Annotated in this window: 12 protein-coding genes and 1 other RNA gene; 11 read left to right on the top strand and 2 right to left on the bottom strand. The window is 40.9% G+C overall.

The features are described from left to right. The first annotated feature begins 94 nt into the window (after positions 1–94). A complete protein-coding gene (locus CBI42_RS07175) occupies positions 95–6,607 on the top strand; it encodes a SpGH101 family endo-alpha-N-acetylgalactosaminidase (protein WP_094753620.1) in 6,513 nt (2,170 codons plus the stop codon). Positions 6,608–6,749: 142 nt separating this feature from the next. Further along, entirely contained in the window at positions 6,750–15,071 is an 8,322-nt protein-coding gene (locus CBI42_RS07170) for an SIALI-17 repeat-containing surface protein (RefSeq protein ID WP_094753619.1), read from the top strand. A 166-nt stretch (positions 15,072–15,237) separates the two neighbouring features. Here CBI42_RS07170 and pbp1a read toward each other — a convergent pair whose 3' ends face one another. Continuing rightward, the gene (gene pbp1a, locus CBI42_RS07165; protein WP_094753618.1) at positions 15,238–17,427 is read right to left on the bottom strand and encodes a penicillin-binding protein PBP1A; all 2,190 of its coding nucleotides are present in this window, start codon (positions 17,425–17,427) and stop codon (positions 15,238–15,240) included. Then, positions 17,424–18,020, bottom strand: coding sequence for a Holliday junction resolvase RecU (gene recU, locus CBI42_RS07160; RefSeq protein ID WP_004263564.1), 597 nt, complete (start codon positions 18,018–18,020; stop codon positions 17,424–17,426). Before recU ends, pbp1a begins: the two co-directional genes overlap by 4 nt. Positions 18,021–18,086: 66 nt before the next feature. Here recU and CBI42_RS07155 point away from each other — a divergent pair, with 66 nt between their 5' ends. The 9 genes from CBI42_RS07155 to CBI42_RS07115 all read left to right on the top strand — a co-directional run. Continuing rightward, a complete protein-coding gene (locus CBI42_RS07155; protein ID WP_004263565.1) occupies positions 18,087–18,614 on the top strand; it encodes a DUF1273 domain-containing protein in 528 nt (175 codons plus the stop codon). A gap of 72 nt (positions 18,615–18,686) precedes the next feature. Beyond that, positions 18,687–19,016 (top strand): cell division regulator GpsB, encoded by a 330-nt coding sequence (gpsB, locus tag CBI42_RS07150; RefSeq protein WP_000146534.1) that lies wholly within the window; start codon positions 18,687–18,689, stop codon positions 19,014–19,016. Between the two features lie 20 nt (positions 19,017–19,036). Next, an RNA gene (gene rnpB, locus CBI42_RS07145) (RNase P RNA component class B) lies at positions 19,037–19,418 on the top strand. Between the two features lie 84 nt (positions 19,419–19,502). Next, positions 19,503–20,660, top strand: coding sequence for a THUMP domain-containing class I SAM-dependent RNA methyltransferase (locus CBI42_RS07140; protein ID WP_094753617.1), 1,158 nt, complete (start codon positions 19,503–19,505; stop codon positions 20,658–20,660). 12 nt (positions 20,661–20,672) lie between these two features. Further along, positions 20,673–22,061 (top strand): cell division site-positioning protein MapZ, encoded by a 1,389-nt coding sequence (gene mapZ / locus CBI42_RS07135; RefSeq protein ID WP_094753616.1) that lies wholly within the window; start codon positions 20,673–20,675, stop codon positions 22,059–22,061. Positions 22,062–22,136: 75 nt separating this feature from the next. Next, positions 22,137–23,561 (top strand): NADP-dependent phosphogluconate dehydrogenase, encoded by a 1,425-nt coding sequence (gene gndA, locus CBI42_RS07130; protein ID WP_070482370.1) that lies wholly within the window; start codon positions 22,137–22,139, stop codon positions 23,559–23,561. Between the two features lie 11 nt (positions 23,562–23,572). Beyond that, the gene (locus tag CBI42_RS07125) at positions 23,573–24,262 is read left to right on the top strand and encodes a response regulator transcription factor (protein ID WP_049488068.1); all 690 of its coding nucleotides are present in this window, start codon (positions 23,573–23,575) and stop codon (positions 24,260–24,262) included. A gap of 99 nt (positions 24,263–24,361) precedes the next feature. After that, positions 24,362–25,372, top strand: a complete 1,011-nt coding sequence (cbpJ, locus tag CBI42_RS07120; RefSeq protein ID WP_094753615.1) for a choline-binding protein CbpJ — start codon at positions 24,362–24,364, stop codon at positions 25,370–25,372. A gap of 17 nt (positions 25,373–25,389) precedes the next feature. Next, positions 25,390–26,264, top strand: an 875-nt coding sequence (locus tag CBI42_RS07115) for an N-acetylmuramoyl-L-alanine amidase family protein (protein WP_094753614.1), incomplete at its 3' end; no start/stop codon positions are given.

Below are 26,264 nucleotides of genomic sequence, written 5' to 3'. Positions count from 1 at the left end.
AACGTTAAGCATTGCACTTTTCAGATAGAAAGGAGTATTTTTCGAATAAGAAATGTAAACGCTTACGAAGATTGGTGAAAGGAATCAGGAGTTAATGGATAAACGATTTTTTGAAAAACGATGTACATACAGCATTCGTAAATTTGCACTAGGTGCTGCTTCAGTTATGATTGGGGCTAGTTTTTTTGCTACGGCTCCAGTATTGGCTAACACACCAACAGTTGGCTCAACAGATAATTTGCCAAGTGAGCTGGCTGATTTGGATAAAAAAGCGAGCGATAATGGACGGGAGTTCGATAAGGAAGCTGCAGCAGCAAATCCAGGTTCTGCTGAAACAACGGATGGACCAAAAACTGAAGAAGAGTTACTAGCTCTTGAAAAGGAAAACAAAGAAACTACTGACAAGTTGCCGAAAGAATTAGAAGGTAAAGTTGAAAAAGCTACTGATAATGGTAAAGAGGTAAATAAAGATCAATTAGCACAAGATACTGGTAGTCTAGTTCCTGAAGATGTTGCCAAAACAAAAAATGGAGAATTGAACTATGGCGCTACTGTTAAGATTAAGACTCCATCAGGAGAAGGTAGTGGTATTGTCATTGGTAAGGATCTTGTTTTGACTGTTTCTCACAACTTTATCAAGGATCAACAAGATGGAAATATCCGTAAAGTTGTGGATAATGATAAAGGGGATGGCGATATTTTTAGTATATCCTACCCTGGTTTAGATGATGTAAAATTTAGTAAAAAAGATGTGATTCACTGGGATAGAGATGGTTATCTAAAGGGCTATAAGAACGATTTGGCTCTTGTGAGATTGCGTACAGTTCTTGAAAATGCTCCTGTTGAAGTTACTGAAAAGCCAGTTGTTAAGAAAGTTGGGGATAAAGTCAATATGTTTGGCTATCCTGCTGGTAAGTTGGCGCCAGTTATTAACACTGCTGTGGATTTTGCTGAATCTTATGGTGAAGGTGTTCAAGGAGTTGGTTATCAAGGTGGACAACCAGGTGCTAGCGGTGGCGGTATCTTTGACACGGATGGTAAATTGATTGGCGTTCATCAAAATGGTGTGGTCGGTGTCCGTAGTGGAGGGATCCTTTTCTCTCCAGCTCAATTAAAATGGATTCAAGATCATATTAAGGGAATCTCTAGTTCAAAACCAGCGAATTTAGAGGAAACTGAAAAACCAGTTGAAGAAAAGCCAAAAGCAGATAAGCCGAAAGAAGAAAAACCAGCGACAGCTAAGCCAGAGACACCAAAGGAAGTCACTCCTGAATGGCAAACTGTAGCAAGAAAAGAACAGCAAGGGACTGTTGCTATTCGTGAAGAAAATGGTGTTCGTTACAATAAGTTATCTTCAACAGATCAAAATGACAATGCTAGCAAACCAGCTTTGTTTGAAAAGCAAGGATTGACTGTGGATGCGAATGGGAATGCGAATGTAGATCTCACTTTCAAAGAAGAATCTGAAACAGGCAAATCACGTTTTGGTGTTTTCTTGAAATTTAAAGATACAAATAATAATGTCTTTGTTGGATATGACAAAGAAGGTTGGTTCTGGGAATATAAGACACCAGGTAATAGCACATGGTATCAGGGAGGCCGTGTTGCAGCTCCAGTAAATGGCTCAGTGAATCATCTGACTATTAGCTTAAAATCAGATGGTCAGCTGAATGCAACAAATAATGATGTAAAGCTTTTTGATACGGTTACTTTGCCAGCTGCTGTTAATGAAAATCTTAAAAATGAAAAGAAAATCTTACTTAAAGCTGGTACATATGGTACTGAAAAGACAGTTGTAAATATTAAGACTGACAATCAAGACGGAGTTCAAGCTACTGAAACTACTGCTGAAAAAGAAACGGGTGCGGTGGTAGATGATAGTAAAGTGACTTATGATACCATCCAGTCTAAAGTCCTAAAAGCAGTGATTGACCAAGCCTTTCCACGTGTCAAGGAATATACGCTAAATGGCCATACTTTACCAGGACAGGTTCAACAGTTCAATCAAGTCTTTATCAATAACCACAGAATCACCCCTGAGGTTACTTATAAGAAAATTAATGAAACAACTGCAGAATATGAAATGAAACTCCGTGATGAGGCTAATCTTATCAATGCGGATATGACAGTTCGTCTGCAAGTTGTGGATAATCAATTGCATTTTGATGTAACTAAGATTGTCAACCACAATCAAGTCACTCCAGGTCAAAAGATTGACGATGAAAGAAAATTACTCTCTACTATTAGTTTCCTCGGGAATGCTTTAGTATCTGTTTCTAGTGAGCAAGCTGGTGCTAAGTTTGATGGGGCAACTATGTCAAACAATACGCATGTCAGCGGGGATGATCATATTGAAGTAACCAATCCAATGAAGGATTTGGCTAAGGGTTACATGTATGGATTTGTTTCTACAGATAAGCTTGCTGCAGGTGTTTGGAGTAATTCTCAAAACAGTTACGGTGGTGGCTCTAATGACTGGACCCGTTTGACGGCTTATAAAGAAACCGTTGGAAATGCCAACTATGTCGGAATTCATAGTTCTGAGTGGCAATGGGAAAAAGCTTATAAGGGCATTGTCTTCCCAGAATATACCAAAGAACTTCCAAGTGCAAAGGTTGTAATCACTGAAGATGCTAATGCGGATAAAAAAGTGGACTGGCAAGATGGTGCCATTGCTTATCGTAGTATCATGAACAACCCTCAAGGCTGGGAAAAAGTCAAGGATATCACAGCTTACCGTATCGCGATGAACTTTGGTTCTCAAGCACAAAATCCATTCCTTATGACCTTGGATGGTATCAAGAAGATTAATCTCCATACAGATGGTCTTGGACAAGGTGTTCTCCTCAAAGGTTATGGTAGTGAAGGTCATGACTCAGGCCATTTGAACTATGCTGATATTGGTAAACGTATTGGTGGTGTCGAAGACTTCAAGGCTTTGATTGAGAAAGCGAAGAAATATGGAGCTCATCTAGGTATCCACGTCAACGCTTCTGAAACTTATCCTGAGTCTAAATACTTTAACGAAAATATTCTTCGTAAGAATCCAGATGGAAGCTATAGTTATGGTTGGAACTGGCTAGACCAAGGTATTAACATTGATGCTGCCTATGATTTGGCGCATGGTCGCTTAGCTCGTTGGGAAGAATTGAAGAAAAAACTTGGTGAAGGTCTCGACTTTATCTATGTGGACGTTTGGGGCAATGGCCAATCAGGTGATAATGGTGCATGGGCTACCCACGTTCTTGCTAAAGAAATTAACAAACAAGGCTGGCGCTTTGCGATTGAGTGGGGTCATGGTGGTGAATACGACTCTACCTTCCAACACTGGGCAGCTGACTTGACCTATGGTGGCTATACTAATAAAGGTATCAACAGTGCCATCACGCGCTTTATCCGCAACCACCAAAAAGATTCTTGGGTTGGGGATTACAGAAGTTACGGTGGTGCAGCCAACTATCCACTTCTAGGTGGTTACAGCATGAAAGACTTTGAAGGCTGGCAAGGACGAAGTGACTACAATGGCTATGTAACTAACTTGTTTGCTCATGATGTCATGACCAAGTACTTCCAACACTTCACTGTAAGCAAGTGGGAAAATGGTACACCTGTTACCATGTCTGATAACGGTAGCACCTATAAATGGACTCCAGAAATGCGAGTGGAATTGGTAGATGCTGACAACAATAAAGTAGTTGTGACTCGTAAGTCAAACGATGTCAATAGCCCGCAATACCGTGAACGTACAGTAACTCTCAACGGACGTGTCATCCAAGATGGTTCAGCTTACTTGACTCCTTGGAACTGGGATGCGAATGGTAAGAAACTTCCTACTGATAAGGAAAAAATGTACTACTTCAATACGCAAGCTGGTGCAACAACTTGGACGCTTCCTAGCGACTGGGCGAATAGTAAGGTTTACCTTTATAAACTAACTGACCAAGGTAAGACTGAAGAACAGGAAGTAGCTGTGAAAGATGGTAAGATTACCCTTGATCTTACTGCAAATCAACCATACGTTCTCTACCGTTCAAAACAAACCAATCCTGAAATGTCATGGAGCGAAGGCATGCACATCTATGACCAAGGATTTAACAGTGGAACTTTGAAACACTGGACCATTTCTGGTGATGCTTCTAAGGCAGAAATTGTCAAATCTCAAGGCGCAAATGAAATGCTTCGTATCCAAGGCAATAAGAGCACAGTCAGCCTTACTCAGAAACTGACTGGCTTGAAACCAAATACTAAGTATGCCGTTTATGTCGGTGTTGATAATCGTAGTAATGCTAAGGCGAGTATCACAGTAAATACTGGTGAAAAAGAAGTGACTAGCTATACCAATAAGTCACTAGCTCTTAACTATGTCAAGGCCTATGCCCATAATACTCGTCGTGACAATGCTACAGTTGACGATACAAGTTACTTCCAAAACATGTATGCCTTCTTTACAACGGGTTCAGATGTATCAAATGTCACTCTTACTTTGAGTCGTGAAGCTGGTGATGAAGCAACTTACTTTGATGAAATTCGTACCTTTGAAAACAATTCAAGTATGTACGGAGATAATCATGATACAGCTAAAGGAACATTTAAACAAGACTTTGAAAATGTCGCTCAAGGTATTTTCCCATTTGTAATTGGTGGTATCGAAGGAGTTGAGGATAATCGTACTCACTTATCTGAAAAACATGATCCATATACACAACGTGATTGGAATGGTAAGAAAGTCGATGATGTCATCGAAGGAAATTGGTCATTGAAGACAAATGGACTAGTGAGTCGTCGTAACTTGGTTTACCAAACAATCCCTCAAAACTTCCGTTTTGAAGCTGGTAAGACTTATCGTGTAACCTTTGAATACGAAGCAGGCTCTGACAATACCTACGCCTTTGTAGTCGGTAAGGGAGAATTCCAATCAGGACGTCGAGGTAATCAAGCAAGCAATTTGGAAATGCATGAATTGCCAAATACTTGGACAGATTCTAAGAAAGCTAAGAAGGTAACCTTCCTCGTAACAGGTGCAGAAACAGGCGATACTTGGGTTGGTATCTACTCAACTGGTAACGCAAGCAATACTCGTGGAGATTCTGGTGGAAATGCTAACTTCCGTGGTTACAATGACTTTATCATGGATAAACTTCAAATTGAGGAAGTCACTCTAACTGGTAAGATGTTGACAGAAAATGCTCTGAAGAACTATTTGCCAACGGTTGCCATGACCAACTATACCAAGGAATCTATGGATGCCTTGAAGGAGGCTGTCTTTAACCTCAGCCAAGCAGATGATGACATTAGTGTAGAAGAAGCGCGTGCCGAAATTGCTAAGATTGACGCTCTGAAGAATGCCTTGGTACAAAAGAAAACAGCCTTGGTAGCAGAAGACTTTGAAAGTCTAAATGCTCCAGCGCAAGCGGGAGAAGATTTAGCAAATGCCTTTGATGGTAACTTATCAAGTCTATGGCATACGTCTTGGAATGGTGGAGATGTTGGTAAACCTGCAACTATGGTCTTGAAAGAAGCGACAGAAATCACAGGCTTCCGTTATGTGCCACGCGGATCAGGATCAAATGGTAACTTGCGAGATGTGAAACTGGTTGTGACAGATGAGTCTGGTAAAGAACATACTTTCACTGCAACTGATTGGCCAGATAACAATAAACCAAAAGACATTGACTTTGGTAAGACAATCAAGGCTAAGAAAATCGTTTTGACAGGTACTAAGACTTATGGAGACGGTGGTGATAGATATCAAGCCGCTGCTGAGTTGATATTTAGTCGTCCACAGGTTGCAGAAACAACTCTTGATTTGTCAGGTTATGAAACAGCTTTATCAAAAGCTCAAAAATTAACCAGCAAAGAGAATCAAGAGGAAGTAGCAAGTGTAGTAGCTAGCATGAAATATGCTATGGATAACCATCTCTTGACTGAAAGAATGGTTGCCTACTTTGCAGAATATCTCAACCAACTACAAGATCAGACTGTGAAACCAGATGCTCCTACAAGTAGTAAAGGTGAAGAGGCAGCACCAATTCTTGAAGTGCCTGAGTATAAAGGTCCGCTTGGAACAGCAGGTGAAGAAGCAGCACCAATTCTTGATGTACCTGAGTATAAAGGACCAGTTGGAACAGCAGGTGAAGAAGCAGTTGTTAATGAAGTTCCAGAATACAAAGGTGGAGCCAATGCGGTAGAAGCAGCTGTCAATGAAGTTCCAGAATACAAAGGTGGCGCTAATGCAGTAGAAGCAGCTGTCAATGAAGTTCCAGAATATAAAGGCGGAGCTAATGCAGTAGAAGCTTTGGTACATGAATTGCCAGAATACAAAGGTGGAGTCAATGCGGTAGAAGCTTTGGTAAACGAAAAGCCAGCCTACACAGGACTATTGGCTACAGCAGGTGATCAAGCAGCACCAACTATTGAAAAACCTGAGTATCGGATTAGTCAATTGGGTCAAGGAAAACTTGCAGAATCTAAAACTTCAGTTTCAACAGAAGATCAGAAGAGATTGCCAGAAACAGGAGAAAGCCAATCTGATACAGCTATCTTCCTAGCAGGCATCAGTCTTGCCTTATCTGCTGCTGTCCTTGCAACAAAACGTAAAGAAAATTAAAGAAGACTCGATTTTAGAGTTTATCGGAACTAGAATTCAGACAGAAATAACTTAGTTGGAGAGAACCTCTAGGTTCTCTCCATTTTCAAATGGAAAATGAGACCGCTTACTGTAATAAGTGGGAGAAAGGAATAGGAGAAAGATGGATAGACATTTTTTTGAAAGACGTTGTCACTATAGTATTCGAAAATTTGCAATTGGTGCAGCCTCTGTATTGATAGGTGCTAGTATCTTTGGTGCAAATGTAGTGCAAGCTGCAGAGACAGTTGGAACACCTGAGAAAGAAGGAACAATTACACAAGCTCAGCCACTAGATAAGTTGCCGGACGATTTAGCAGCTGTTTTAAAGAAAGCAGAATCAGAGGCAACGGCAGATGCAGGTCATGAAGAAAATCATGAAAATACTGCAGGAACTGAAGAAACAAGCCCAGCAACAACTCCAACAGCTCCCAAACCAGCTGAGACTCTGAAGCCGGTTGAAACACCAAAAGCAGATTCTAAACCTGTAGAACCAGCTACACCTACAATCAAACCGGTTGAAAATCAAATTGAAGATAGAGAAGATCGTAACCACTTAGAAGGTGTCACTGTCCAAGCAAACGACTCAGAAACTGGAACTCCTTTTACTGCTGACAAGGCAGTAGATGGGGATTCTGATACTCGTTGGGCAACAAATCCAAATATTAACAAACCAACTTTCGAATTAACTCTTCCAAAAACTACACTTATTAGGCATGTAGAGATTGATTGGGATCGCCGTGTCCGCAAGGGACAAAATGATCCAAATATCAAATCTTGGAGCCTCTACTATGCAGGTCAAGATGATGTAAATGCTAGTGGAGAAAAACAATGGAAACTAGCTCATACCAAGACTGGAGAACCTGTTTTAGATGAGAAAGTTGACTTAGCCAATAGTATTCAAGCTAAATATCTCAAGTTAGAAATCAATGACTATCAAGCGGGCACAATGGGTTGGAGAAACGTTGGTATTCAAGAAATTCGAGCTTATTCGAATATTCCTGATACAAGTAAGGTAACGGATATCCGTCAGGTTACAGAATTGACTGTAGCTAAAGACGGACAGTCTCTTGTCTTGCCAACTCTACCAGGAAAAGTCAGTCTTATCGGTAGCAACAAACAAGGTGTGATTGACCTTCAAAATCACATTTATAAGCCTCTGACTGATCAACGCGTTAAGGTTATGGTAGAGCAAATTAAAGATTCACATACCTTTACTAAAGAATTTGAAGTAGTCATCAAGGGGCTACATCAGGACGAAGGTGTGGGTGTCAAACCAAAAGTAGCACCAGCTGTTCAACAATGGTATGGAAAAGAAGGTCAATCTTCTATCACTTCAGATACAGTTCTTGCTACGGGTGATTCAGGCTTTGAACAAGCAGCAACCTTCTACCAGTCAGACCTTGCAAGTCGTGGATTGGAACTTGCGACAGGTGACAAGCAGGCTCAAAAACGAATTGAATTTAAAAAAGTTGAAAACAAGGGTTATGGTAAGGAAGGTTATGCCATCACTATCCAAGATGGTGTCATTACCATCGAATCTGCAACGAACACAGGAGCCTTCTATGCTACTCGTACTCTTCTTCAAATGGGGGAAAGCAATCTCCAAAATGGAGAAATTCGTGATTTCCCAAGTTTCAGCCACCGTGGCTTTATGCTAGATACAGGTCGTAAATTTATTCCTTATGACACCCTTGTAGACATCATGCTCAATATGGCTTACTACAAGATGAACGACTTGCAGTTGCATCTCAACGATAACTATATCTTCCTAAAGGAACACTTGGCAGGTAAGAATCTAACACAAGAAGAAGAGCTTAAGTATGTTCTAGAACATGCTAAGACAGGTTTCCGTGTAGAGACAGATATTGTCGGTAAGAATGGTCAAAAATTAACATCAGATGAGCACTATACTAAAGAAGAGATGCAAAATCTGATTAAACTTGCTAAGGCCTTGCATATCAATCTAGTACCTGAAATTGACACACCAGGTCATGCTCTGTCATTTGTCAAAGTTCGTCCTGATATCATGTATCAAGGTAGTCTGAGCGATTACAGAGGTAAACATAACGTAGAGCGCGTAGCTATGCTTGATCTAGATAATAAATACGATGAAACGCTGGCTTTTGTCAAATCAGTTTATGACAAACTTCTTGATGGTCCAGATGCACCACTTCATGGGGTATCTACTGTTCATATCGGAACGGATGAATACTACGGAAGTAGAGAAAGCTATCGTCGTTATGTCAATGATCTTATTAAGTACATTAAAGGGAAAGGCTATACACCTCGTATTTGGGGATCGCTCAGTGCGAAACGAGGTAAAACAGCGGTTGATTGGAAAGATGTAGAAGTTGATATCTGGAGTATTGGCTGGCAGCAACCAAAAGAAGCTATTGCTCAAGGAGCTAAGATTATCAACATAACAGATATTCCAACCTATAGTGTACCAAATGGTGATAATCGTCAAACAGCTTATGGTGACTATGCTAACTATGAAACACAATATAATAGGTGGACGCCAAATGATTTCCGAACAGGTCATGGTCCACTTCTAGAAGCATCCAATCCAAATGTAATTGGTGGTGGCCACGCAGTTTGGAATGACAATATTGATCTTCATGAGACAGGTTTGACATCTTATGATATCTTTAAACGCTTCTTTAAGAGCATGCAAACAACTGCAGAACGCACTTGGGGATCTGACCGTGCGGCTGCGACCTTTGCAGAACGTACCCTACCAACGAGCCCTTATGCACCACAGTCAAATCCTGAAAAAGAGATTGATCAAAGTGATTTGTTTACTATCAATCCTGAAACAGTGAAGAACTATGCAAGCAAGAAGGTGAAGACAAGCGAGCAAGGATTGGCTTTTGAGAAAGATAGCAGTATTGAAGGTCTGGCAGGTGATGTTGGTCCGAGTCATGTCTTGAAGTTTGATGTAACTGTCACTGGAGACGGTGAACAAACCTTCTCAACAAGTGGAGACAACCGTATCTATCTAGCTGATAAAGACGGCTATCTTGCTTATCAATTTGAACAGTTCCATATCCAGTTCAAGAAAAAACTTGAAAAGAATAAACGTTATCAAATCTCTATCGTGACCAAACCACAATCAACGGAATTCTATGTGGATGGTGAGAAGATTGAACGTATCGCAAATCCAGCTCACCCTCGCTTTGCTCACAATAGCTTGGTTCTACCGCTTGAAAGCATCGGTGGGTTCAAAGGGATTTTACATAGTGCAGAGTTGTCAGATAAACCATTTGTAAATCCTCGTTTGATTCCAACAGATCATTTCACAGTTTCTGCAACTAGTCAAGAAACACCAGGAACAGCGACTGAAGGAGTTGTTGAAAAAGCCTTTGACAATGATCCAAATACCTTTTGGCATACTAAATGGACTGGTGATACTGCTCCGTACACTCTTTCTATGACCTTGAAAGAAGCAGAAAAAGTCAATGGTTTGACTTATCTTCCTCGGCCAGGTGGTGGAAATGGGGTCGTGACTCGCTACGAAATCTACGCACAAAAAGATGGTCAAATGGTCAAGGTTTCAGAAGGAAGCTGGGACAACAACGCTCAAGAAAAAACAGTTAACTTTGCAGCGGTTCATACCAACAAGATTGAGTTGAAAGTTCTATCAGGTGTTGGGGGCTTTGCAAGTGCAGCTGAAGTTCATCTATTGAAACCTATCAAAGAGGGACAAGAAACACCAGAACCAGAACAACCATCTACACCTGAAACTCCAAAAGTCGAGCAAACAGGTGATGGAACGGTTGAACTGGCGGATCAATTCACAGCAAGCAAACCAGCTAGCGAAGATAGTATTGCAGCTGCCAGCAAGAGCGCAGATTATCTCAAGAAAGAGTACAAGGTTTTCCCAACTCCACAAAAAGTGACTTATGGAGAAGGAGTAACAGCTCTTCGTAAGCAAGTCAATCTGGTAATGGGAGATCAACTCGATATTTATACTCGTAATCGCTTGAAGAGTGTCTTACAGGACAATCAAGTATCCTACACTACTAGTCAATCAGCAGTTGCTGGCGCAACTAATATCTATCTTGGAGTGCATGGACGAGGCTCACAAGCAGAACAAAACTTATCTAACGTTTCAGCAGGTCTCTTTGACAAAATTGATGCTTATGCTCTGACCATCAAGGACAACTCAATTTCCATCGTCGGAAAAGACACAGATGCGGTCTTCTATGGTTTGACAACCTTGAAACACATGCTCAAGGAAAGTCAAGTTCCAGTTCTTCGCAATGTGACAGTGGAAGATTACGCTGAAATCAAGAATCGTGGTTTCATCGAAGGTTACTATGGAAATCCATGGTCTAATGCAGATCGTGCTGAACTCATGCGTTTTGGTGGCGATTTGAAATTGACCCAATACTTCTTCGCACCAAAAGATGATCCATACCACAACAAGAAATGGCGTGAACTTTACCCAGAAGAAAAACTAGCTGAAATTCGTGAACTTGCTCGCGTCGGAAATCAAAGTAAAACTCGCTATGTTTGGACCATTCATCCATTCATGAACAACCGTATCCGCTTTGGTAATGAAGCGCATTACCAAGAAGACTTGGCAACCATCAAGGCTAAATTTACCCAGTTGATGAAAGTGGGTGTCCGTGAATTTGGTATTCTAGCCGATGATGCACCAAGCCCAGTTGGAGGCTACAATAGCTACAACCGCTTGATGCAGGATATGACCAACTGGTTGACAGAAATGCAAGGAACTTATAGCGGTCTTCGCAAAGAAATGATCTTTGTTCCAGGTCAGTATTGGGGTAATGGGCGTGAAGCAGAGTTGAAATCTCTAAATGAAAATCTCCCAAGTTCAACATCTATGACCTTGACGGGTGGTAAGATTTGGGGTGAAGTTTCTGAAGGTTTCTTATCAACTCTCAAGAACAATCTAACTGCAGGTGGTAAAACTTATCGTCCAGTATCACTTTGGGTGAACTGGCCGGTTACAGATAATTCTAAACAACACTTGATTCTAGGTGGTGGTGAGAAATTCCTTCATCCGAATGTAGATCCAAGCTTGCTATCCGGTATCATGTTGAATCCAATGCAACAGTCTGAACCATCTAAGATTGCCCTCTTTGCTGGAGCTCAATATACATGGAAGCAGTGGAAATCAGAAGAAGAAGCTAAGAAACTCAATGACATTGCCTTCAACTTTGTTGAAAATGGTCATTTTGAAGACAGCAAGGTATCAGCAGCCTTCCGCGAACTCGGTAAGCATATGATCAACCAAAACATGGACGGTCGTGTTGTTAAACTAGAAGAATCGGTTGAATTGGCTCCAAAATTGACAGACTTCATGACTAAGCTCAAAGCAGGTCAGGATGTAACTGCAGAACGTGCAACCTTGCGTGCAGAATTTGCCAAGATTAAAGAAGCAGCTGAACTTTATAAAGCCTCAGGTGATCAAAAGATGGTTGCACAGATCCACTATTGGTTGGATAATGCAATCGACCAAATGAATGCCCTTGATGCCTTCCTAACAGGAACAGAGGCTATGGCTACAAATGATGCTGCCAAACTTTGGGATAGCTACTATAAAGGTTTGAAATTGTACGAACAGTCTCAAACTCATACCTTCCATTATGTAGACCATCTTGAAAAGGCTGAATTGGGGGTTCAACATATCCGTCCATTTATCCTATCCTTGAAAGAAGTTCTAGCGTCTGAAGTTCAAAAATTCTTGCACCCTGACCAAATCATCAGCACCTTTATTACCAATCGAACAGGAGTAGAAGGTGGTTTGGCAGAAGTAACGGATGGTGACTTGTCAACTCATGCCTTGATTAAATCACCAAACAGTATCAAGACAGGTGATTATATCGGTATGAAATTTAACAAACCGGTAGATATCCAAACCTTGACCTTTGCTATGGGAACTCAGGCAAATCCACGCGATACCTTTAGTAAGGCTGAAGTGCAGTATCAAGATGAAAAAGATAATTGGGTAAGTTTGAAAGAACCAACTTATGTTGGTAATGAGTCACTTGTTCAGTTTGAAAATCTTAACATCAAAGCTAAAGCAGTACGTATGATTGCTACAGAAGATCGTGATGACACCTGGTTTGCAGTTCGCGAGATTGCAGTCAATCGTCCAGTAGAGAACGTTCGTAAACAACAAACTGCTACAATTAGCCTTAGCTCAAATCTAGTTTATAAATTGAGAACATCAGCAAGTCAAATTACTGATGGTAAAGATAATACAGAAGCTATGATGGCAAATGCTGACGGCAGCAATACGACTCCAGTAGATGCCTGGGCACAACTTGACCTAGGTGAAGTCAAGTCAATCACTAAAGTTCGTCTTCGCCAAGGAACTGGCGATAAACTTGTCGCAGGTGTCCTTGAGTACTCTACAGATGGAATTGCATGGCAAGAATTAGATCGTTTGGCAGGAGAACAAACTAAGGAAGTGACTAGAGCTATCAATGCTCGTTACATCCGAGTGCGAAATACCAAGGCAAGTGACATTTGGTGGCGTATCCAAGACTTCTCTGTTGAGACACGTTCTGGAAATAGCGATTTAATAGACACCAACGTGGATGCCTTGAAGGAAACACCAGTAGTGGATAGCTTGGGCAGTTACGAGCTTCAAATTCCAGCTGGAACCAAACTTCCTGCGAATAGTTATCTAGGTATGAAGCTTGATCGTATCCATCAAGTCAAGAGCATCCAGCTCCAAGGACAGGCCAACCCAGCCCTAAGTTTAGAGTACTCTGCAAATGCTCAAGAATGGACACCAGCTAGCCAGTTGACAGACAGATCTGTCGCGACCCACTTGGTACGTTATGTTCGTCTTGTGAATAAAACAGACCAAGAGCAGGCTGTTCCATCGACTTCTATCCTTGTAACAACTAAAGAAGTACAACCAACCAAACTAGAATCTACAACTATGGGTATTCATCCAATATACGGAAGCAATGATGTTCGTAAGATTAATAACCTAGATCAATTGTTTGACGGTGTTTACAACAACTTCGTTGAGTTTTCAGACTACGCCCATAAAGATGGTCATGTAACCTTGAAACTTGGTAGCGAACGCACTATCAAGAAGATCAGAGCCTACATCCAAGACGGAACTCAAAACTATCTTCGTGATGGTAAAATCCAAGTCAGCCAAGACGGTAAAACCTGGACAGATGTTGTGACAGTGGGAGATGGTGTAGCTAATAGTACACACGATGATTCATTGACAGATGGTTGGACACATGATTCTAAGATGCCAGGAAATCGCTATATCGAGGGTGAATTGACGACACCAGTCAAAGCCAACTATCTTCGTGTCCTCTATACAGCTGACTATGATGCTCGTTTTGTAGGATTTACAGAATTGGTCATCAATGATGGCGAATTTGTCAAACCAATTAATGATCCAACTGTAGAAGGAAACGGTAGCGAAAGCCGAGGCAACTTCTATACTAATCTCGTAGACGGAAAAGTTTTGACTAGCTACAAGGCGGAAAATGATAAGGGTGAAATGGTTTATCACTTGTCAGAACCAACCAATGCCAACCATCTACGCCTTGTTTCAAGCCTTCCTGAAGGAGTGAAAGCACGAGTTCAAGCGAGAACACTCAAGGATGGTCAAGAGAGCTGGACAGACCTCGGCGCCATTACATCTAGTCTCCAAACCTTTGCTATCCGAAATGGTGGTTCTCTTCTAGATGTTAAGCTGGTCTGGGAAGGTGGCAAGGCTGAGTTTTATGAATTAGCGAGCTTCTATCAAGAATTGACAGAAGAACCGGTTCAATCAAGCAAGGGTGAAGAACCAGCACCAGTGCTTGAGGTACCTGAATTTACAGGTGGTGTAAATGCAGTTGAAGCTTTGGTACATGAGCTACCAGCCTACACAGGTCCATTATCAACCGTAGGTGACCAAGCTGCACCGACAGTAGAGAAACCAGAGTTTCAGGGTGGTGTGAATGCAGTTGAAGCTTTGGTACATGAGCTACCAGCTTATACAGGCCCATTGTCAACCGTAGGTGACCAAGCCGCTCCAACAGTAGAGAAACCAGAGTTCAAGGGTGGAGTCAACTCAGTTATGGCCTTGAAACACGAACTACCAGAGTATACAGGTCCATTGTCAAGCGTGGGCGATCAAACTGCACCGACGGTAGAGAAACCAGAGTTCAAGGGTGGAGTCAACTCAGTTATGGCCTTGAAACATGAGCTACCAGCCTACACAGGTCCATTATCAACCGTAGGTGACCAACCAGCTCCGACAGTAGAAAAACCAGAATTTAAGCTAAGTTCGTTAGAAAAATCTCAGACTCCAGAAGCACCAGTTCAAGTTGCCAAGGAAGACAAGAGATTGCCAGAAACTGGTGAAAAACAGTCAGAAACAGCTATTTTCTTGGCAAGTGTTGGACTAGCTCTATCTGCTATCTTTGTAGCAAAAAGTAAAAAAGATTAGTTGTATATGACAATTAAACTCTCCCTTAACAGTATTCTAAACCAGTAGAGTGTATAGAACAAAAAACCTGAGAAGTACAATTGACCTTCTCAGGTTTTTATTATCTAATTATTGATTGAACAAAGAACAGATTGAAAAACCACCCAATTTTTGGGTGGTTAGTAATTTATTGTTGCGCTGGTTGAGGATTTTGGTTAGGCTGACCTTGATTGGTACTTGGTTGTTGTGTTACCGTATTCTCATTGGTTCCAGCATTGGGAGTAGCTGTATTTGCATTTGGATTTTGATTTGTGTTTGGTGTCGTTACACTTGACTGAGAGGTTGAAGTCTCTGGAGTCTGGCTTGCAGGAGCAGGTGTAGAACTTTGTTGAGTAGCAGGAGCAGTCCATGTAGGACGAGCTCCATTCTTAAAGACATATTCTCCACTCCTATATAAGCCCTCAGGCATAGTCCAATCTCCTGGGTGGTCGTCTTCTGATAGGTAAGTCATCATTGAACGATAGACTGCAGAAGCAACTGTGAACCCATTGCCGATGACTGGAGTAAGACGGTTTGAGTAACCTGTCCATACGGCCATCGAATATTTACGAGTATAGCCGACAAACATTTCATCCGGTGCAACAAGTTGACTTGATTTAATATGATTTTCGATTTCTTCATCTGAATAGTTAGAGGTACCTGTCTTACCAGCCTGAGGAAGCCATGAAATATAGGCGTTAAAACCAGTTCCAGAGGTCAAGACTGTTTTCATCATTTCTGTCATCATGTAAGCAGTGGTCTCTTTCATAGCTCGGGTACCAGGGTCAGAAAATTCTTTTTCGCTACCATCACTAAAGACAACTTTATTAATGTACATCGGTTTGTGATAGATACCACCATTGGCAAATGCAGCATAAGCAACAGCCATTTTTTCGCTACTTGCGCCGTATTGCTTATTAGATTCAGTTGTGTTACTTGATATGGCGTTAGAATAATGCATATCTGGATAGTCAATTCCTAAACCATTTAAGAAGGTTTTTGCACGATTTAATCCAACTTTGTTGAGTGTTTCTACAGCAGGAACATTGCGAGATTGCTGTAGTGCATATTGCAGGGTGATATTACCGAAGTATCCTCTATCCCAGTTGTAGACAGGGGTATTTGTTCCAGGATAATTATAAGGGATATCGCGTACAATGGTAGCAGTTGAGTCATAGATATCAAATTCCAAAGCAGGAGCATAATCAGTGATGGGTTTCATTGTTGATCCCCAGTCACGATTGGTCTCCACAGCCTGGTTGGTGCCGAATGAAACATTACTTGCTTGATGACGAGCACCAAGTTGTGCAATAACGTTACCATTAGATACATCTACAATAGTCGAAGCTACTTGCATGTCATCATCAGGATAAGTGACATATTGGTCGGTGTTATAAACATCCCAGAGTCGTTGTTGGACATCTTTGTCCACATTTGTATAGACATCCATACCTGTAGTAAGAAGGTTGTAACCAGTTTCTTGTTCAACTTGGTCGATTACTTCTTTAAGGTAGTTGTCCATGTATGCAGGATAGCTGTTACCGGATTTCAGGCTTTGTAGACCATCGGTAACAGGGGTATTAATAGCTTTTTCATACTCTTCTGCACTGATGTATTTCTGCCCTTTCATTTCCGAAAGTACCAAGTTCCGACGCTCTAGAGCAGCTTCTGGATGAGAATAAGGATCATATTGGTTTGGTGCTTGAGGCATTCCGGCTAGGAGTGCTAACTGTGGTAAGCTTAAATCCTTCAAGTCTTTTCCATAGTAATTTTGGGCTGCAGTTTGCATTCCGTAGTTACCGTTAGACATGTAGACTTTGTTGATGTAGTAGGTCAGGATTTCTTGCTTGGTTGCTTTTTGCTCTAGTTGAACGGCTAGCCAAGCTTCTTGAGCTTTACGTGACAAAGTTTGATCGGCAGTTGAAGTAGAAAAATAAGTTAATTTGATCAATTGTTGAGTCAAGGTTGAGGCTCCCTGGAGGCCTCCTCCGCCTTGGAGGTTTCTCAATGCCGCACCCATGATACGAATGGTATCCACACCTCTATGATCAAAGAAACGGTGGTCTTCGATAGACACGATGGCCTTGACCAAATCAGTAGGGATTTCATTTGCTTGAGTATTTACTCGACGTTCAGATCCAAGGTCAGCGATCAGTTCGTTCTTATTGTCATAAATCTTGCTAGAGGTCGTCGCAACTAATTTACTTTCAGATAAGGCTGGAGTCTTGCTAACAAAGTAGAGGAAGACACCTCCACCTAATAGAAATAATGCGATAAATAATGTAAGGAACGTAATTCCGATATACTTTAAGAATCGCAGAATAGTTTGTTTGTTCATCTTGTTTTACCACCTAGTAAATGTTCTTTGATAATGTCGAGATAGGGAATTTGAGGGAAAGCCCCTTGCTTTACTAAATATCCATATTCTTGAATATATCCAAGTGGCATAGATTTTTGCCCCTTATCTTGATGATAAAAGCGAATCAAATCAAATGCCGGCAACAAATAAGTTTCCTGTTTAGAAGAAAAATGAAGCAGTACGAAGCAAATACCCTGCTGTTCTAGAACTTGTTCCATATGTTGAATCTGGTGAAGATGGAAGTTCTTCATTGGAATAGCATTCTTTTGTCGTGTTTCCTTGGCTTCAAAGTCAATGTAATGTCCTCTATACACGCCAGAGTAATCTGTTGTGGAAGCTTGTCTAAAATAGGCTTCTACAATTTTGGCTCGACTACGTTGAGGATAGTCTACTCGGACAATTTGAACAGGCGTGGGTTTTTTATGGATAACTGCCATACCATGCGTCAGATAGTAGTCGTTTGTAGCGTTAATCATCTTTTCAAAAGTCATTCCTCGATTTGCGAAATTATTTGGTTGAGAAATGGATGTTTTGTTTTTTTTTGATGAAATTTTATGAGGATAGTTGACCATATTTCTCCTTATTGGTACAATGACATCACTCTATTATACCATAAAAATAGAAAGAAAGGTGTAAAAATGACTACAGCTTTAATTATGGGATATTCTAATTTTGACTTGGGTGTCTTTAACGAAAAAGATATCAGGTTAAAAATTATAAAGAAAGCCATTCGCCGTGATTTAGAAAGTTTGGCAGAAGAAGGGATTAACTGGCTGGTCTTTACAGGGAACTTGGGATTTGAATCTTGGGTGCTTGATGTCGCAAATGAAATGAAAGAAGAATATGATTTCAACCTAGCGACCATTTTTGATTTTGAAACACACGGGGAAAATTGGAATGAAGCGAATCAGCTTAAACTTAGTCAATTTAAGCAGGTAGATTTTGTCAAATATGCCTATCCTAAATATGAACATATGGGGCAACTAAGAGACTACCAACGATTTTTACTGGAAAATACTGATTTAGCTTATTTTTTCTATGATCCAGAAAATGAGACCAAATTAAAATTTATGGATACCTTGATGAAAAATCAGGAAGGGTATCGCATAAAAAGGCTAACGTTTGAAGACCTAAATGAGCTAGCAGAAAATTTTTCTGAAAAGTAAGCCTTTGACCTTGATTTTTGTTTGCCTTTTTTTATATAATAATACTATTAGAAACTGAGAATGGAGAGAGAGATGGCAAGTATTATTTTTTCAGCAAAAGATATTTTTGAGCAAGAGTTTGGACGTGAAGTCCGTGGATATAGTAAGGTTGAAGTTGATGAATTTTTGGACGATGTCATCAAGGACTACGAAACTTATGCTGCCTTAGTCAAGTCTCTCCGTCAAGAAATTGCAGAGTTGAAGGAAGAATTGTCTCGCAAACCTGAATCTGCACCGGTTCAAGCAGAACCACTTGAAATGACGGCTACAACTTCTATGACGAATTTTGATATTTTGAAACGACTAAATCGTCTTGAGAAAGAAGTATTTGGTAAACAAATTTTGGATAACTCTGATTTATAAGAGCTTATTTGAAAAGTGCAATTTTTGGATAATCGCGTGAGGAGAATTTCTTTTCATGAGGAAAGTCCATGCTAGCACAGGCTGTGATGCCTGTAGTGTTTGTGCTAGGCGAAACCATAAGCCTAGGGACGAGAAATCGTTACGGCAGTTGAAATGGCTAAGTCCTCGGATAGGCCAGAGTAGGCTTGAAAGTGCCACAGTGACGGAGTCTCTCTGGAAACAGAGAGAGTGGAACGCGGTAAACCCCTCAAGCTAGCAACCCAAATTTTGGTCGGGGCATGGAGTACACGGAAACGAACGTAGTACTCTGACTACTTTCAGCTGTAGGCTGTTAGCGGTAGACAGATGATTATCGAAGGAAGTGGTCCTAGTCACTTCTGGAACAAAACATGGCTTATAGAAAATTGCATATAGGTTGGGGCTGAGAAAACTTTCTCAACCTCATTTTTTAAAGTGGACATATAGAAAGGTCTTATAAGACTGAAAATGAAAAAAGAATTTAATTTAATCGCTACTGTTGCAGCGGGTCTTGAGGCTGTTGTGGGACGTGAATTGCGAGAGTTGGGCTACGATTGTCAGGTTGAAAATGGACGTGTTCGTTTTCAAGGAGATGCGAAAGCCATCATCGAAACCAACCTCTGGCTTCGAGCGGCAGACCGTATCAAGATTATCGTAGGAACGTTCCCAGCTAAGACTTTTGAGGAGCTCTTTCAAGGAGTTTTCGCTCTAGATTGGGAAAATTATTTACCACTTGGAGCTCGATTTCCGATTTCAAAAGCCAAATGTGTTAAGTCTAAACTACACAATGAGCCCAGTGTACAGGCTATTTCAAAGAAGGCTGTTGTTAAAAAGTTGCAAAAACACTATGCCCGTCCAGAAGGTGTTCCTCTTATGGAGAATGGTCCTGAGTTTAAAATTGAGGTCTCTATTCTTAAAGACATAGCAACTGTCATGATTGATACGACAGGCTCCAGTCTCTTTAAACGTGGCTATCGTACCGAAAAGGGTGGGGCTCCTATCAAGGAAAACATGGCAGCAGCTATTTTGCAACTCTCTAACTGGTATCCAGACAAGCCCTTGATTGATCCGACCTGTGGTTCAGGAACTTTCTGTATCGAGGCAGTTATGATTGCTAGAAAGATGGCTCCTGGTCTTCGTCGCTCCTTTGCCTTTGAGGAGTGGAACTGGATTAGTGATCGCTTGATTCAAGAAGTGCGTACAGAAGCGGCTAAGAAAGTGGATCGTGAGCTTGAGCTAGATATCATGGGCTGTGATATCGATGCACGTATGGTGGAAATTGCTAAGGCCAATGCTCAGGCAGCAGGGGTTGCAGGAGATATTACCTTTAAGCAGATGCGCGTGCAGGATTTGCGTTCCGATAAAATCAATGGAGTGATTATCTCTAACCCACCTTATGGGGAACGCTTGTCAGATGATGCAGGAGTTACCAAACTCTATGCTGAGATGGGGCAAGTATTTGCACCGCTGAAAACGTGGAGCAAATTTATCCTAACTAGTGATGAAGCCTTTGAGACCAAGTACGGCAGTCAGGCGGACAAGAAGCGCAAGTTGTACAATGGAACTTTAAAAGTTGATTTGTATCAATATTTCGGTCAGCGTGTTAAACGTCAGGAAGTAAAGTAGGAAGGAAAACTCATGAGTAAGAAAAGACATGATCGTCATATAACAGAACATCAAGAAGCGCAATTTGATTTTGATGATGCCAAAGAGCTAACGGTTGGAGAAGCCATGCTAAAAAATGAAGAGGTGGAAGCAGGTGTATTGCCTGGAGATTCTATCTTGGACAAGTATGTGAAACAACATAAAGATGAAATTGAGGCAGATAAGTTTGAAACGCGTCAGTTTAGCAAGGATGATTTAGTTGAAAAAGAAGGGATAGAAGAGATAGAGGAGACTCAGACTCTGGATAATTTACTTCAAGAGCTTCGTGAGGAAACAGGAGTAACTTCTCCAGCTCCAGAAGATGAATTGAGTCAGTTTGATGATTTAGAATTAACACGAGTTTCAGAAACTCCTCTTGTTGAAGCCTCTGAGACTGAAGATATTCCAACACTTTATCGAGTCACAGATAGTGAAGATGGAAAAAGTAAGAAGAAATGGGTGCTTTACGGTATTCTAGCAGCCTTAGTGGTTCTTATCCTTGGAACTGGTTATTATATTTATCGTCAGGTGGCTCGTTCGACCAAGGAAATCCAAACTTCTCAATCAACTACAAATACGCAGTCAGATGTGGAAGAATTCAATAATTTATATGATGCCTTCTATACAGATAGCAACAAAACGGCTTTGAAGAATAGCCAGTTTGATAAACTGAGTCAACTTAAAACCTTGCTTGATAAGCTAGAAGGTAGTCGTGAATATACGCTTGCAAAATCTAAGTATGATAGTCTAGCAACTCAAATCAAGGCCATTCAAGATGTCAATGCTCAATTTGATAAGCCAGCTATTGTAGATGGAGTTTTGGACACTAACGCTAAAGCTAAATCAGATGCTAAATTTACAGATATTAAAACTGGAAATACGGAGATTGATAAAGTGCTAGATAAGGCTATCAGTCTAGGTAAGAGTCAACAAACAAGTGCTTCAAGTTCTAGCTCAAGCTCAAGTCAAGAAAGTTCAAGTTCATCAACAGAGAGCACTACAGACAACACAAGTCCATCTTCAAGCGCCTCAACAAATAGTTCGGTTTCTGCACGTGATGATAGCCATGGTGGTTTATCAAGTTCTGGAGTTGACCTCCAGAGAGCTTCGAGTCGTGTGCCGTTCAATCAATCAGCTGTTGATGATAGCAATAATTCTGCCTGGGATTTCGCGGATGGTGTCTTGGAAAAAATCCTAGCAACTTCACGCTCACGTGGTTATATCACTGGTAACCAATATATCCTTGAACGTGTTAATATCGTTAATGGCAATGGTTATTACAACCTCTACAAGCCAGATGGAACCTATCTTTTTACCCTTAACTGTAAGACAGGATACTTTGTTGGAAATGGTTCTGGACATGCGGATGCTTTGGACTACTAAGCAGTCGTTACAAAATTCTTTCTTTTCAAAAGTAAAAATGATAAAATAAAACAAATTAAACAAGAGGAGTGTCAAATGACAAAAGCTAACTTTGGTGTCGTAGGTATGGCCGTAATGGGTCGTAACCTTGCCCTTAATATTGAATCTCGTGGTTACACAGTTGCTATTTACAACCGTAGTAAAGAAAAAACTGAAGATGTAATTGCTTGCCATCCTGAAAAGAACTTTGTACCAAGCTATGACGTTGAAAGTTTTGTAAACTCAATCGAAAAACCTCGTCGTATCATGCTCATGGTTCAAGCTGGACCTGGTACAGATGCTACAATTCAAGCCCTTCTTCCACACCTTGACAAGGGTGATATCTTGATCGACGGAGGAAACACTTTCTACAAAGATACAATCCGTCGTAATGAAGAACTGGCAAACTCAGGTATCAACTTTATCGGTACTGGGGTTTCTGGTGGTGAAAAAGGTGCCCTTGAAGGTCCTTCTATCATGCCTGGTGGACAAAAAGAGGCCTACGAATTGGTTGCGGATGTTCTTGAAGAAATCTCAGCTAAAGCACCAGAAGATGGCAAACCATGTGTGACTTACATCGGTCCTGATGGAGCTGGTCACTATGTGAAAATGGTCCACAACGGTATCGAGTATGGTGACATGCAATTGATTGCAGAAAGCTATGACTTGATGCAACACTTGCTAGGCCTTTCTGCAGAAGATATGGCTGAAATCTTTACTGAGTGGAACAAGGGTGAATTGGACAGCTACTTGATCGAAATCACAGCTGATATCTTGAGTCGTAAAGACGATGAAGGCCAAGATGGACCAATCGTAGACTACATCCTTGATGCTGCAGGTAATAAGGGAACTGGTAAATGGACTAGCCAATCATCTCTTGACCTTGGTGTGCCATTGTCACTCATCACTGAGTCAGTATTTGCACGTTACATTTCAACTTACAAAGAAGAACGTGTGCATGCAAGCAAGGTTCTTCCAAAACCAGCTGCCTTCAAATTTGAAGGAGACAAGGCTGAGTTGATTGAAAAAATCCGTCAAGCCCTTTACTTCTCAAAAATCATTTCATACGCACAAGGTTTTGCGCAATTGCGTGTAGCTTCTAAAGAAAACAACTGGAACTTGCCATTTGCAGATATCGCATCTATCTGGCGCGATGGCTGTATCATCCGTTCTCGTTTCTTGCAAAAGATTACAGATGCTTACAACCGTGATGCAGACCTTGCTAACCTTCTTTTGGATGAGTACTTCCTGGATGTTACTACTAAGTATCAACAAGCAGTGCGTGATATCGTAGCTCTTGCTGTTCAAGCTGGTGTGCCAGTGCCAACTTTCTCAGCAGCTATTACTTACTTTGATAGCTACCGTTCAGCTGACCTTCCAGCTAACTTGATCCAAGCGCAACGTGACTACTTTGGTGCCCACACTTACCAACGTAAAGACAAAGAAGGAACCTTCCACTACTCTTGGTATGACGAAAAATAAGTAGGTCTGCCATGGGGAAACGGATTTTATTACTTGAGAAAGAACGAAATCTAGCTCATTTTTTAAGTTTGGAACTCCAAAAAGAGCAATACCGAGTTGATCAGGTTGAGGAGGGGCAAAAAGCCCTCTCCGTTGCTCTTCAGACAGACTATGACTTGATTTTATTGAATGCTCATCTGGGGGATATGACGGCCCAGGATTTTGCAGACAAGCTGAGTCGGACTAAGCCAGCCTCAGTCATCATGGTCTTGGACCATCGCGAAGACTTGCAAGATCAGATTGAGATAATCCAACGCTTTGCCGTTTCTTACATCTATAAGCCGGTTATTATTGATAATTTGGTGGCTCGTATTTCAGCGATTTTCCGAGGTCGGGACTTTATCGACCAACATTGTAGTCAGATGAAGGTTCCAACGTCTTATCGCAATCTGCGTATGGATGTAGAGCATCACACAGTTTATCGTGGCGAGGAAATGATTGCTCTGACTCGTCGTGAGTATGACCTTTTGGCTACTCTTATGGGAAGCAAGAAAGTCCTGACTCGTGAGCAGTTGTTGGAAAGTGTCTGGAAGTATGAAAGTGCGACCGAAACCAATATCGTGGATGTCTATATCCGTTATCTACGTAGCAAGCTTGATGTAAAAGGTCAAAAAAGCTACATTAAAACCGTTCGTGGTGTTGGTTACACCATGCAAGAATAGAGAGCAGTTGCGGTTATGTAACTGCTTTTTTTGAGGGATTTTCTATATATTGACATGCGGTTTGGTCTTTGCTATAATCAGTTATGGAGGATAGGTCTAATGAAAATAATAAAAAAATTGATGCAAATCGCATTAGCAGTCTTTTTCTTTGGTTTGCTAGCGACAAGTGCAGTATTGGCGGATGATGCTGATTCAGAAGGTTGGCAATTTGTCCAAGAAAATGGTAGAACCTACTACAAGAAGGGGGAACTAAAAGAAACCTACTGGCGAGTGATTGATGGGAAGTACTATTATTTTGATCCTTTATCTGGAGAGATGGTGGTCGGCTGGCAATATATTCCGTTTCCATCTAAAGGTAGTACAATTGGTCCTTACCCAAATGGTATCAGATTAGAAGGTTTTCCAAAGTCAGAGTGGTACTATTTCGATAAAAATGGAGTGCTACAAGAGTTTGTTGGTTGGGAAGCATTAGAGGTTAAAACTAAAGACAGCGTTGGAAGAAAGTATGGGGAAAAACGTACAAATCCGGAAGATAAAGAAGAGAAGAGTTTTTACACGAACTATTACTTTAATCAAGATCATTCTTTAAAGACAGGTTGGCTTTATGACCAGTCTAACTGGTATTATCTAGCTAAAACAGAAATTAATGGAGAAGACTATATTGGTGGTGAAATACGTACAGGTTGGATAAATGATGGTTCAGCTTGGTACTATCTAGATCCAACAACTGGTATCATGCAAACTGGTTGGAAACAACTTGGCAATAAGTGGTACTATCTCCGTTCATCAGGAGCTATGGCGACTGGCTGGTATCAAGAAGGCTCAACTTGGTACTATTTAGATGCTGAAAATGGTGATATGAAAACGGGATGGCAATACCTTGGTAACAAGTGGTACTATCTCCGTTCATCAGGAGCTATGGCAACTGGTTGGGTGAAAGATGGTTCAACTTGGTACTATCTAAATGCAAGTAATGGAGATATGAAGACAGGTTGGACAAAAGTAGGAGGAAACTGGTATTATCTCAATTCCTCTGGAGCAATGGTTACAGGTAGCCAAACTATCGATGGTAAAGTTTATAACTTTGCTTCATCTGGTGAGTGGATTTAATATTGGAGGAGATACAAATGAAGCTTTTGAAAAAAATGATGCAAGTTGGACTAACAGCATTTTTCTTTGGTTTGCTAGCTACAAATACTGTATTTGCGGATACCACAGGTGGCCAATTTGTTGATAAGGATAATAGAAAATATTATGTAAAAGATGATCATAAAGCAATCTATTGGCATAAAATAGACGGTAAAACTTACTATTTTGGTGATAAAGGAGAAATGGTAGTTGGATGGCAATACGTAGAAATTCATGGAACAGGTTATCGTGATAATTTATTTAATAATCGTCCAGTCGTAGAAATTGGCCTTCAGGAGAAGTGGTACTATTTTGGACAAGATGGTGCTTTGCTAGAACAAACAGATAAACAAGTACTAGAGGCAAAAACGTCTGAAAATACAGGAAAAGTATACGGTGAACAATATGCTCCATCTGCTGAAAAGAGAACTTATTATTTTGATAATCATTATGCTGTAAAGACAGGCTGGACTTATGAAGACGGCAATTGGTATTATTTAAATAAGCTAGGAATTTCTGGCGATGATTCTTACAATCCACTACCAATTGGTGAAGTTGCTAAGGGTTGGACTCAAGATTTCCATGTTACTTTTGGCATTGATAGAAGCAAACCTGCTCCGTGGTATTACCTAGACCCAGAAACTGGTATCATGCAAACTGGTTGGAAACAACTTGGCAATAAGTGGTACTATCTCCGTTCATCAGGAGCTATGGCGACTGGCTGGTATCAGGAAGGCTCAACTTGGTACTATTTAGATGCTGAAAATGGCGATATGAAAACAGGCTGGCAATATCTTGGTAACAAGTGGTACTATCTCCGTTCATCAGGAGCTATGGCAACTGGTTGGGTGAAAGATGGTTCAACTTGGTACTA

The sequence above is a fragment of the Streptococcus sp. KR genome, assembly GCF_002238115.1.
In the GTDB taxonomy this organism is placed as follows: Bacteria; Bacillota; Bacilli; order Lactobacillales; family Streptococcaceae; genus Streptococcus.
This window is presented reverse-complemented; position numbering and strand designations above follow the sequence as displayed.